This window comes from Novosphingobium aerophilum (assembly GCF_014230305.1).
Lineage (GTDB): Bacteria > Pseudomonadota > Alphaproteobacteria > Sphingomonadales > Sphingomonadaceae > Novosphingobium > Novosphingobium aerophilum.
Genome location: NZ_JACLAU010000001.1, coordinates 140578 through 152339, shown reverse-complemented (window position 1 = coordinate 152339; position 11762 = coordinate 140578). Strand labels below are relative to the sequence as shown.

The window sequence follows — 11762 nt, the reverse complement described above, 5'->3', positions numbered from 1 at the left end:
CGGGCCTTCGCGCATTGCTGCTGTGACCCGGCACATCCTGTGCCGTTCAGCGAAAGGACCACGCGATGGGCAAGTTGATCGACAAGGCCAAGGGCAACCTCAATGAGGCCGCCGGCAAGCTCAAGCAGCATAGCGCCGATCCGGCGACCTGCGACGAAGGCCAGGCGCAAGAGCTGAAGGGCAAGGCCCAGCAACTCAAGGGTCAGGTCAAGGGTCTGCTGGGCGACGATATCTGACGAGGTCGGGGCGTCCGGTGCGGCCGGACGCCCCGCCGCTCGCGGACTAATCCAGCGGGGCGACCGGGCGCACCGCGTACCACCCGAAGGCCGCGATCACGCCATAGCAGACCGCTGGCAGCAGCAGGCTGAGCGTCAGGTTACCGGTCAGGTCGGCAAGGCCACCGGTCATCAGCGGGATCACCGCGCCGCCGAAGATCGCCACGTTGATGATGCCCGACCCATCGGCCGCGCGGCGCCCCAGCCCTTCGCAAGCGAGGGTGAAGATCGTCGGGAACATGATCGAGTTGGCCAGGCCGATCGCCAGGAGCGACCAGGCCGCGACCGCGCCGGTGGAGCTGATGGAAACGAGGATCAGCGCGATCGCCGCGGCCGAGCAGCCGGCCAGGACCTTGCCCGGTGTGATGCGGGCCAGCACGGCCGAGCCGATGAAGCGGCCGACCAGCGCCCCGCCCCAGTACCACGGGATATAGGACCCGGCGGTCTCGGAATCGACCCCGAGGACGTGGGCTTGCTGCATGTAGTTCACGATCAGCGAGCCGATCGCCACTTCGGCCCCGACATAAAGGAAGATGCAGAGCGCGCCGAAACCGAAGCGGGCGCGACGCAGCAGATCGAAGCTGCCGCGCACCGAGCTCGCCTCGTGGCTTTCGCCCTTCAGGCGGTTGCGGTTGAGCCAGACCACCCCGGCCACAAGGGCGAGGGCGGCGGCGAGACCGAGGTAGGTGTTCACCACGGCCTGGGTCTCGCGCACGCGATAGGCGTCGAGCTCGGCCCCGCTCAGTTGCGCGGCCGTGACCGTTGCCAGGCTGCCGAGAATGATGACCGCACCGACCTTGGGGAAGATCACCGTGCCGAGCGAGTTGAACGCCTGGGCGAAGGTCAGCCGGCTGGGCGCGGTGCGGGCCGGGCCGAGCAGCGAGATCAGCGGGTTGGTCACAACCTGGACGATCACCACGCCGCTGGCCAGGACGAACAGGGCGAGCAGGAACAGCGGGTAGGCCGCGCTCTGCGAGGCAGGGATGAACATCAGGCAGCCGACCATCATGGTCAGCAGCCCGGCCACCGCGCCGCGCATGTAGCCGATCTTCTTGACCAGTTGCGCCCCGGGAATGCCGATCACCGCATAGGCGGTGAAGAAGCAGAACTGGACCAGCATGGCTTGGGTGTAGTTGAGCGTGAACAGCTCCTTCAACTTGGGAATGATCACGTCGTTGAGCGAGGTGATCCCGCCGAAGATGAAGAACAGCGCCAGCACGAAGGCGCGCAGTTCGGGAGCATCGATATGCTGATCGTCGCCTGCGCCGGTCTGCGCGGCCGATCCGGGTGCCAGTGCCATGCTTGTCCTCTCTCGCCCAACCCTTTTCCGGATCGCCTGCCGGGTCTTGGGTGCCCTTGCTTGCCGGATTGCGCGGCGATGTCCATGCCCAAACGTATGCGCGGCCTGGCCCGGCCTGACTACGTTGTCGCCCACTCCCCCGCGCCGGGTTCCCGCAGATGACCGGGCCGGATGTGCGCACGAGGTGCGTCTCAATTCCCGAAAATGCGGTGCCCGCACGATTTTGAGACGACCGCCGGACACCCGTCTGCCATGTCGGGCGGCATGAACCGACGCGACATCCTGACCGGCCTGGCCGGCCTTCCGCTGCTGACCGGCGCGATGCGCCTCAGTGCCAGTCCCACCGGCCGCTTTCCCGGCGAGGATCTGGCCGTGCTGCGCGAAGCCATGGCGATCCACCCCGGTTTGCACCGCTACCTCAGCCCCGCGGCGGTGGAGCGCAACCTGGGCACCTTCGCACGCGACTACGCCCGGGCCGAGGGGCTCGATCAGCGCTATCTCGCCCTCTCGCGCTTTCTGACCACGCTGCGGTGCGGGCACAGTTACGCGAACTTCTTCAACCAGTCCGCCGCCGTCACGAAGGCGCTGTTCGACGGGCCGACGCGATTGCCGTTCCACTTCGTCTGGCTTGGCCGGGACATGGTCGTCCTGGCCGATCACAGCGGCACCGGCGCACTGCCGCGGGGCACCCGGGTGCTGGCCGTCAACGGGCTGCCGGCCGGCGCGCTGCTCGATCGCCTGCTCCCCTACACCCGCGCCGATGGGCACAACGATGCCAAGCGCCGGTCGCTGCTGGGGGTCAGGGGAGCCGAGGAGATCGAATACTTCGACGTGTTCCAGGGCCTGCTGTTCCCGCCCTCCGGCGGGGTTCACCGTCTGGCGGTGGCGCCGCCCGGCGGGGCGGTGCGGACGATCGAGGTTCCCGCGATCGATGCCGCCGCGCGCCGTGCCGCGATGAGCCAGGTGCCCGAGACCAGCGACAAGTCGCGCTGGACCTATCGCGTCCGTCCCGATGGCGTGGCCGTGCTCGATATGCCGGGCTGGGCGATGTACAATTCCAAATGGGACTGGCGCCGCTGGCTGGCTGACCGCCTGGACGACGCCAATGGCACCCGCGGGCTGGTGATCGACCTGCGCATGAACGAGGGTGGTGACGATTGCGGCGATCCGATCCTGGCCCGGCTGATCGACCACGACTTGTCCGGCTGGGGTTTTGCCGGCCGCCTGCGCTTCCGCGAGGTTTCCGCGGCGCTGCGTCCCCATGTCACCACCTGGGACAAGTCGTTCTATTCCATGGGCGTGGGCGGAGCCGACCTGGGCGGAGGCTGGATCGCCCGCCCCGATGACGGCGCGGCCATGCTGATCCAACCCGATTCCCGCCGGCTGAAGGTTCCGGTCGCGGCGCTGATCGGGCCGGCAAACAGCTCGGCCACGTTCGGTTTCGCCAGCGCGGCGCGGCTCAGCGGCAAGATCCGGCTGTTCGGCGAACCGACCGGCGGCAACCGCCGCGGGATCAACGGCGGGGCCTTCCTGTTCACCACCCTGCCGGGCAGCGGGATCGAGTTCGACCTGCCGCTGGTGGGCTATTTCCCGTCGCAGCCCCAGCCCGATGCGGGTCTGGTCCCCGACGTGACGGTGCCGATGACCGCCCGGGCCATTGCCGCCGGAACCGATCCGGCGCTCGACGCGGCCGCGGCCTGGGCGCTGGCCTCCGGGTGAGACCGGACCTCAGGGGTTCAGCGCAGAGGGCCATACAGCAATTCTAAACCCTTGCCCGCGATAGCGAAATTTCGCCGTGTCGGAGTTGCGCCGTGTCCGGATCGAAGGTGTTCGAGGATCGCTACGAACAGATGCTGGCGAACTCGGCGACGGCGGCGATCTGCGCCGGTCCCGACAACCGAATCGTATCGTGGAACGCGGCCGCCGAAGCGCTGCTGGGTTACAGCGCGGCCGAGGCGATCGGTCAGCCGCTGTCGATCATCATCCCGCCGCGCGGGCGAGGCCCATGCCTGCGGCCTCGCCCGCGCGGCGAAGAGCGGCCGGGCGCGGCTCGCCGGGCAAGCGGTGGAAGTGCTGGCCTGCCACGCCGACGGGCGCGAACTGCCGGTCGACCTGTCCTTGTCGATGTGGACCGAGAATGGTCAGCCGATGTTCGGCGCCTTGCTGCGCGATATCGCGGATCGCCAGGCGGCACGGCGACGTCTTGAACATCTTGCCCATTGCGATCTCCTGACCGCGCTGCCCAACCGCAACGCGCTGCATGCCCGGCTGGCCGAGCAGCTCTCCATTGGACCGTGCGGCCTGCTCGCGCTTGATCTGGATGGGTTCAAGGACATCAACGACACCCTGGGTCCCGGGCGCGGTGACGCCCTGCTGGCCGGGGTGGCCCAGCGCCTGGTCAAGGCCACCGAGGACCTTGGCCTGGTCACCCGGCCGGGCGGTGACGAGTTCGCGATCCTGGTGCCCGACTGCGCCGATCCCCTGCGGCTCGACGCGCTTGCCCAGCGCATTTTCAGCATGCTCCGCCTGCCTTTCGAGATCGGCGGGGAAAGCCTGTTCGTCGACACCAGCATCGGCATCGCCCTGGCGCCCGAAGCGGGCGGCACGGTGGAACAGTTGCTGTCGCAAGCCGACCTGGCGCTGTACAGCGCCAAGGCCGAAGGCGGCGGGGTGCGGCGGTTCTTCGCGCCCGCCATGCACAACCGCTCGGAACAGCGACACCGGCTCGGCATCGAATTGCGGCGGGCCTCCAGTCGGCACGAGTTCGAACTGTGGTTCCAGCCGCAGGTCGCTTTCGAAGGGCGCCGCTTGGAGGGGGCCGAGGCGCTGCTGCGCTGGCATCATCCCCAGCACGGTCTGCTGAGCCCCGGGGTGTTCATCGAGGTGCTGGGGCAAAGCTCGATCGCCGAAGACGTGGGCGACTGGATCATTGACCAGGCCTGCGGCGCCATGGCCGGGTGGCGCGCGCAGGGGCTCGATTGCCCGCGCGTCGCGGTCAACCTGTTCCCCACGCAATTGCGCTCCGGACGTCTGTTCGGCGTGGTCACCGCCGCGCTCGCGCGGCATGGACTGGCGCCGGATCAGCTCGAGCTGGAGCTGACCGAGAACACCGTGCTGCGCCAGAGCGACCATTCGACCGAACTGCTGGCCGCGCTGAGAACGCTGGGGGGTGCGGATCGCGCTCGACGATTTCGGCACGGGCTATGCCTCGCTCAGCCTGCTGCAGCGCTTTCCGCTCGACCGGCTCAAGATCGACAAGGGGTTCGTCGCCCGGATCGATGAGGATGCCGGTGCGGCCGAGATCGTCCAGGCTGTCATCGGGATTGCCCGGACCTACGGACTGGGCGTAATCGCCGAAGGGGTCGAGACCAAAGCGCAGGAGCTCACCCTGCGCGCCTTGGGTTGCGCGGAGGCGCAGGGCTTCCGCTATGGCCGACCGATGCCGACGGCCGAACTGCTGGACGCCTGGCGGAACCCACCGGCCCCGAGCAAGACCGCGGCGCGCGCCTGATTCCCTGGCCCGGGAGGGTCGGCGACCGCTGTTCAGGGGCAAAAGCAAGCCGTTTCGGGGGCGATTTTGCTGTTCCGCAGTGGATTACCACCGCAAAACCCCCGAAAACCGCGCTTTCGGAGGTGGACGACCCCCGGACGGCCCGCTAGCAACACCGTCCCACTTATGTTTTCAGGGATTTTCACCGCCATGAACACCAACGAACTCATCGACTCCGTGGCTGCCAGCAACGGCGTGACCAAGGCCGACGCCAAGAAGCTCGTCGAAAGCGTCTTCGCCGCGATCGCCGATGCTGCGGCCAAGGGCGACGAAGTGTCGGTCAACGGCTTCGGCAAGTTCAAGGTCAAGGCCTCGGCCGAGCGCGAGGGTCGTAACCCCGCCACCGGCGAGACCATCAAGATTGCCGCCAGCAAGAAGCTGGCCTTCTCGGCCGCCAAGGCCGTCAAGGACAAGCTGAACGGCTGATCCCTGCCGCAGGCGCCGCCCACCGGGGCGGCGCCTGCCTTGCCTCCCCCTGTCGCGGCGCCTCCCCCCTGTCGTGGCGAGTGTCGCGGCCAATGGCGCAGCGAGTATCGCGACGGGCGGTCCAGGCCGGATCGGCAGGCACAGCCCGACAATGTTCTTTCCAGGTTGCCCGCGGCCTTCGTCGCGGTTAGGTCCAGGGCACCGGGACCGTGCAACCTCCCGGTCAGGTGCGGCTTCCCCTCCAGCGGGTGCGAACCCAAGCGTTGCCTTTCACAACTCCGCCCGGCGGAGGGAAAGGTGTATCGACCATGGCCTCGCAAACCTCCACCGTGCCCCGCGACGGGGCTGATCCCGACATTCTCCCGCGCCCCGATTTCGCCGAGCTGGTCAGGGTTTCGGCGCGGATTGGCTGTCTCAGCTTCGGCGGTCCCGCCGGACAGATCGCGCTGATGCACCGCGAGCTGGTCGAGCAGCGCCGCTGGATCGACGAGAGCCAGTACCTCAGCGCGCTGAACCTGTGCCACCTGCTCCCCGGCCCCGAGGCGCAGCAGCTGGCGATCTGGATCGGCTGGAAGCTTCATGGCGTGCGGGGCGGCCTGGCGGCGGGGTTGCTGTTCGTGCTGCCCGGCGCGCTGGTGATCCTCGCCCTGTCGGTGCTCTATGCCCATGCCGCCCGGCTGGACTGGTTCGCCGCCCTGTTCCTGGGCATCAAGGCGGCGGTCCTGGCGATCGTGCTCCAGGCGCTGCAGCGGGTCGCCGGCCGTGCCCTGAACACCGGGTTCAAACGGGCCATCGCCCTCGCCGCCTTCGTGGCGCTTACCCTGTTTGCCCTGCCTTTTCCCATGGTCGTCCTCGGTGCCGGGGCCATCGGCATGGCCGCGGCCGCCTTCCGCCCGGGTCTGCTCGCCCTGGCAGCCGCTTCTGCCCCGGCGCCGACCAGCCGTCGACCCTGGGGCGAGACCATCCGTGCCGTGATCATCGGATTGACCGCCTGGCTGGCTCCCCTGGCTGCCGTGCTGGTCCTGCTGGGACCGGATCATGTGCTCAGCCGGATCGGGTTGTTCTTTGCCCGGCTGGCGGTGGTCACCTTTGGCGGGGCCTATGCCGTGCTCGCCTATATGGCGCAGCAGGCGGTGACCGGGTTCGGCTGGCTCAGCGCCGGTGAAATGGCCGACGGACTGGGCCTGGCCGAGACCACCCCGGGCCCGCTCATCATGGTCACCCAGTTCGTCGGCTTTCTCGCCGCCTTCCGCACGCCGGCGCCCTTCACCCCCCTGCTGGCCGGGATCCTGGGCGCGGCACTGACCACCTGGGTCACGTTCGCCCCGTGCTTCCTGTGGATCTTCGCGCTGGCGCCATGGATGGAGCGGCTTGAGCAGGCGCAGCGGCTGAAGGGCGGACTGGCCGCGATCACCGCGGCGGTGGTCGGGGTGATCGCCAACCTGACCTTGTGGTTCGCCCTGCATGTCCTGTTCACCCGGACCGTACCGGTGCGCCTCGCCGGCATGCAGGCGACCCTGCCCGACCCCGCCAGTCTGGACTGGCGCGCGGCCCTCCTGGCGATGCTGGCGGCCGGGCTGATCTTCGTCGCCCGGCGCAACATCATCGCCGTGCTGGCGCTCTCGGCTCTGGGCGGGTTGGCGTTGGGATCGGTCGGCTAAACCCTGTCGCCCGCCGGCCCGACCCTCTATTCCCCGGTGAAAACCGGCGCTGTCCGCTCCAGAAAGGCCAGGACCGCGCCCTGGGCATCGCGGGTCCGCAAGGCTTCGCCCATCGAGCGCGCTTCGGCGTCAAGCTGGTCGCCCAACCCGGTCAGGTGCGCATCGGCCAGCAGGCGCCGGATCCCGGCATAGGCCCGGGTCGGCCCTGCGGCGAGCTGCCGGGCCAGGGCCAGCGCCTCGGCATCGACCGCGTCATCCGGGACGACGCGCGTCACGAGCCCCCAGTCGAGCGCCTCGGCGGCCAGCAGGCGGCGGTTGAGCAGCGCCATCTCCTGCGCACGGCGCAGCCCGATCACCCGCGGCAAGGTCCAGCTCGCGCCGCCGTCGCTGGTCAGCCCGATGGCGGCATAAGCGGTGGTGAAGTGCGCACCCTCGCCCGCGATCACCAGGTCGCCGGCCGCCGCCAGGCCAAGCCCGGCACCAGCCGCCGCGCCGCGCACCCCCACCACCAGCGGCGCGTCCATCGCCGCCAGGGCCTTGATCGCATCATGCAGCCGGTTGGCCATCTTCTCGATCATGGCCGCCGGATCGGGATCGAGCCCGAAGGCGCGCAGATCGCCACCGACACAGAAGTGCTTGCCTTCGGCCGTGATCAGCGCGGCGCGGACCGACCGGTCCGCCGTAACGGTCTGGCAAGTGGCGGCGAGCGCCTCGATAAATTCGGCGCTCATCGCGTTGTGCGCCTCGACCCGGGCGAGCACGATGTGGGCCAGCCCATTCTCGATCGTCAGCCTGACCAGCTCGCTCATCCCGTGTCTCCCATGCTGTGCGGCCGTCCCGGGGGGCACGGCGCGATCCTTTCCCAGCGCCATAGCCCAGCTGTTCGGGCCGCGTCGAGGCACCTTGCGCCGGCTTCCCGCGCGGGTCATGCTTGGCGCCACCCCGTCCTGCATACCCATTCCGCCGCGGAGCCCGCCCATGTCCGACTTGCCGACCATTCCCGCCTTCGACCTGTCCGGCCGGGTTGCCTTGCTGACCGGCGCCTCCTCGGGGATCGGCGCGCGCTGGGCCCGCCTGCTGGCGCTGGCGGGGGCGAAGGTGGTGCTCTGCGCCCGGCGGGTCGAGGCCCTGGAGGCGATCATGGCCGAGATCACCGCAGGCGGGGGCGAGGCCCTGGCGGTTGCCACCGACGTGGCCGACGAAGCTTCGATGATCGCGGCCTTCGATGCCGCCGAGGCGCGGTTCGGGACAGTGGACACCGTGATTGCCAATGCCGGCATTTCGCACGGTGGCCCGATCGACCGGCAGTCGGTCGCGGCCTTCGACGAGACCGTGGCGATCAATCTGCGCGGGGTGTTCCTGACCGTGCGCGAGGGCGCGCGGCGGATGATCGCGGGGGGCTCGGCCCAGCATGGGCGCGGGCGCGTGATCATCACCGCCTCGCTCGCCGCCCTGGGGATCGAGCCCGGGCTGGCCGCCTACAGCGCGACCAAGGCCGGGGTGCTGCAGATGGGCAAGGTCATGGCGCGGGACTGGGTGCGGCAGGGGATCAACGTCAACATGATCTGCCCCGGCTATATCCGCACCGGGATCAACGACGCCTGGTTCGACAGCGAGGCCGGGCAGAAGCACATCGCCCGTTTCCACCGGCAGCGCCTGCTGGAGGCCAGCGAACTCGACGTGCCGCTGCTGTGGCTCGCGTCCGACCTGTCGCGCGGAGTGACCGGCACCGCGCTGGTGGTCGACGACGGCCAGGGCCTCTGAGCCGATGGCCCAGGTGACCCGGGCGACCCGGGCGCTCGAGACGGCGGGCGTGGCCTTCACCGTTCACGCCTATGCCTATGATCCCGCCGCCGACAGCATCGGCCTCGCTGCGGCCGAGGCGCTGGGGGTGGACCCGGCGCGGGTGTTCAAGACCCTGATGGTCCTGGCCGATGGCAAGCCGGCCTGCGTGCTCGCCCCCAGCGACGGGGAAGTCGCCCTGAAGCGCGTCGCCGCCGCACTGGCAGCCAAGGCCGCCGCGATGATGAAGCCCGCCGATGCCGAGCGGATCTCGGGCTACAAGGTCGGCGGGATCAGCCCCTTCGGCCAGACCCGCCGGATCCCCGCCGTGATCGACGCCAGTGCGTTCGACTGGGACGCGATTTTCCTGAACGGCGGCCAGCGCGGGCTGCAGGTCCACTTGTCCCCGGGGGAGGCTGAGCGCGTCCTGGGCGCGACGCGCGCGGCGGTGAGCACGCGCGACTGACGAGCGGGGCGCGGGAACCGCCCCCGCCATGGCCGGTTGGCTGGGGGCCGGCCGAGCGCGCCGGGCGGGAGACCGGCGATCGCGACCTTCATGTTTTCCACCGGGATCGAGAACAGTGTCCCGACCATCGAGGGCGGCCGCACCCGGGTCGACGAGATGGAATCCTGCGGGCACTACCGGCGCTGGCGGGAGGACTTCGCCCTCTGTCACGAGATGGGCATCGGCTATCTGCGCTATGGCCCCCCGATCCACACGACGTGGCTGGCACCGGGGCGCTACGACTGGGATTTCGCCGATGCCACCTTCGCCGAGCTGCGCCGGTTGGGAATCGTGCCGATCGTCGATTTGTGCCATTTTGGCTTGCCAGACTGGCTAGGAAATTTCCAGAATGGTGATTTTCCGGTCCTGTTCGGACACTATGGCCGCGAATTCGCGGCGCGGTTTCCGTGGGTGCAGCTCTACACCCCGGTCAACGAGATGTTCATCTGCGCGACCTTTTCGGCCCAGTACGGATGGTGGAACGAGCAGTTGGCGAGCGACCGCGCCTTCGTCACCGCGCTCAAGCACATCGTGAAGGCCAATGTCCTGGCGATGCGGGCGATCCTGACGGTCCGGCCCGACGCGATCTTCATCCAGAGCGAGAGTTCGGAGTACTTTCACGCCGAGAGCCCGGCCGCGATCCGGCCGGCCGAGCTGCTCAACTCGAAGCGCTTTCTCAGCCTGGACCTGAACTATGGGCGTCCGGTCGATTCCGAGATGTACGAATACCTGATGGATGGCGGCATGACCCGCGAGGAATACCATTTCTTCCTCGACAACCGCCTGAAGCACCACTGCATCATGGGCAACGATTACTACAAGACCAACGAGCACCGCGTGGCCGCTGACGGCATGACCTGCGCTTCGGGCGAGGTCTTCGGCTATGACGAGATCACGCGGCAGTACCATGCGCGATACGGGCTGCCGGTGATGCACACCGAGACCAATCTCAACGAGGGGCCGCTGGGCACGGAGAGCGCCGACTGGTTGTGGAAGCAGTGGGCCAACGTCCTGCGCGTGCGCAACGATGGCGTGCCGATCGTCGGTTTCACCTGGTATTCGTTGACCGATCAGGTCGATTGGGACAGTGCGCTCCGGCTGCGCAAGGGCAACGTCAATCCGCTGGGTCTGTACGATCTAGATCGCAAGATCCGCAAGGTGGGCGAGGAGTACCGCAAGTTGATCGCCGCCTGGAAGGATGTCCTGCCCACCCAGTCCATCTGTCTGACCGTCCCGGTGGTTCCGCTGGATGACATCGCGAACATCGGCGAGGCCGGCCGGAGCGGAGTGGCTGCCCATGCCTGAGGCCGGCGTGGCGGCCACTCGCGTGATCCTGACCGCGGGGCCCCTGCGGGTGGTGCTGGCGCCGGAACTGGGCGGTAGCATCGCGAGGTTCGACTGGCTGGAGGACGGTGCGTGCCGGCCACTGATGCGCGGGGCCGGCCCCGACGAGTCCGGCAGCGGCGCAGCCAGCGCGCTGGACTGTGCCTGCTTTCCCCTGGTCCCCTTTGCCAATCGCATCCGCGGCGGCCGCTTCGAATTCCGCGGCGAGACGATCCGGCTGTCCCCAACGATCGCTCACGACCCCTCCCCCCTGCATGGCCAAGGCTGGCGCGTGCCGTGGGAACTGGTCCAGTGCGATGCGGCCAGCGCCGAACTGCGCTTTCGTCATGAACCCGGCGAATGGCCCTGGGCCTACGAGGCACGGCAGACCTTCACCCTCGCGGCCGACAGGCTCGACGTCGTGCTGGCCTGTACCAATCTGGACGAGCGACCGATGCCTTGCGGCCTGGGTCTGCATCCGTTCCACCCCTGCGATCCCGACACCCGGCTTGCCACCCGCGTCGGTGGAGTCTGGACGGTGGACGCATCGGTACTGCCATTGGCGCACGTTCCTGCCGAGGGGCGTTACGATCTTTCCGATCGGGCGATCTGCGACCAGGACCTGGACAACGGCTTCGATGGCTGGTCCGGGACGGCGCTGATCCGTTGGGGCGGGGCCGGCCCGGCGCTGCGCCTGACCTCCCCCGGAACCGGCTTCCTGCAAGTCTATGCCCCGCCCGGGCGCGGCCTGTTCGCGGTGGAGCCGGTGCAGCACGCCAATGGCGCGCTCAACGCTCCGGAAGCCCAGTGGGCCGACCTGGGCCTGGCCGTGCTGGGGCCGGGCGAGACCCGCAGTCTGCACGCCCGCTGGGTGGTGGAACCCGCCTGACGCGCACTCCGCGCACCGCCCCCGGAACCGCCGGCAGGCAGGTAGGCAGGC

The 11762-nt window shown here is 69.1% G+C and carries 12 protein-coding genes and 1 pseudogene; 11 read left to right on the top strand and 2 right to left on the bottom strand.

Translation table 11 applies throughout. The features are described 5' to 3' along the window. Positions 1–65 precede the first annotated feature (65 nt). Complete coding sequence (locus H7F49_RS00690; protein WP_185681632.1) at positions 66–236, top strand: CsbD family protein; 171 nt, start codon at positions 66–68, stop codon at positions 234–236. Between the two features lie 46 nt (positions 237–282). Here H7F49_RS00690 and H7F49_RS00685 read toward each other — a convergent pair whose 3' ends face one another. Further along, positions 283–1575 (bottom strand): sugar MFS transporter, encoded by a 1293-nt coding sequence (locus tag H7F49_RS00685; protein ID WP_185681631.1) that lies wholly within the window; start codon positions 1573–1575, stop codon positions 283–285. A 264-nt stretch (positions 1576–1839) separates the two neighbouring features. On the opposite strand from H7F49_RS00685, the gene H7F49_RS00680 reads away from it, so the two are divergent. From H7F49_RS00680 to chrA, 6 genes and pseudogenes are all read left to right on the top strand, one after another. Next, positions 1840–3294: a S41 family peptidase gene (locus H7F49_RS00680; protein ID WP_185681630.1), complete on the top strand. Its 1455-nt coding sequence runs from the start codon at positions 1840–1842 to the stop codon at positions 3292–3294. Positions 3295–3386: 92 nt separating this feature from the next. After that, positions 3387–3560 (top strand): annotated as a pseudogene (locus H7F49_RS19730) (PAS domain S-box protein); the annotation flags it as partial. Positions 3561–3639: 79 nt separating this feature from the next. Next, on the top strand, positions 3640–4857 hold the full coding sequence (locus H7F49_RS00670; protein WP_328806415.1) for a sensor domain-containing protein: 1218 nt from the start codon (positions 3640–3642) through the stop codon (positions 4855–4857). Beyond that, the gene (locus H7F49_RS00665) at positions 4745–5086 is read left to right on the top strand and encodes an EAL domain-containing protein (protein WP_185681627.1); all 342 of its coding nucleotides are present in this window, start codon (positions 4745–4747) and stop codon (positions 5084–5086) included. Before H7F49_RS00670 ends, H7F49_RS00665 begins: the two co-directional genes overlap by 113 nt. Positions 5087–5275: 189 nt before the next feature. Beyond that, positions 5276–5551 carry an HU family DNA-binding protein gene (locus H7F49_RS00660; protein ID WP_185681626.1) on the top strand — a complete coding sequence of 92 codons (276 nt, stop codon included), beginning with the start codon at positions 5276–5278 and terminating at the stop codon, positions 5549–5551. Between the two features lie 308 nt (positions 5552–5859). Next, on the top strand, positions 5860–7212 hold the full coding sequence (chrA, locus tag H7F49_RS00655) for a chromate efflux transporter (protein ID WP_185681625.1): 1353 nt from the start codon (positions 5860–5862) through the stop codon (positions 7210–7212). 26 nt (positions 7213–7238) lie between these two features. Here chrA and H7F49_RS00650 read toward each other — a convergent pair whose 3' ends face one another. Next, entirely contained in the window at positions 7239–8021 is a 783-nt protein-coding gene (locus tag H7F49_RS00650) for an enoyl-CoA hydratase-related protein (protein ID WP_185681624.1), read from the bottom strand. 169 nt (positions 8022–8190) lie between these two features. On the opposite strand from H7F49_RS00650, the gene H7F49_RS00645 reads away from it, so the two are divergent. From H7F49_RS00645 to H7F49_RS00630, 4 genes are all read left to right on the top strand, one after another. After that, positions 8191–8976, top strand: coding sequence for an SDR family NAD(P)-dependent oxidoreductase (locus H7F49_RS00645; RefSeq protein WP_185681623.1), 786 nt, complete (start codon positions 8191–8193; stop codon positions 8974–8976). A 4-nt stretch (positions 8977–8980) separates the two neighbouring features. Further along, a complete protein-coding gene (gene ybaK / locus H7F49_RS00640) occupies positions 8981–9460 on the top strand; it encodes a Cys-tRNA(Pro) deacylase (protein ID WP_185681622.1) in 480 nt (159 codons plus the stop codon). 90 nt (positions 9461–9550) lie between these two features. Beyond that, positions 9551–10804, top strand: a complete 1254-nt coding sequence (locus H7F49_RS00635; RefSeq protein ID WP_185681621.1) for a family 1 glycosylhydrolase — start codon at positions 9551–9553, stop codon at positions 10802–10804. After that, complete coding sequence (locus H7F49_RS00630; protein ID WP_185681620.1) at positions 10797–11711, top strand: aldose 1-epimerase; 915 nt, start codon at positions 10797–10799, stop codon at positions 11709–11711. The genes H7F49_RS00635 and H7F49_RS00630 overlap by 8 nt, the downstream gene beginning before the upstream one ends. Positions 11712–11762 lie beyond the last annotated feature (51 nt).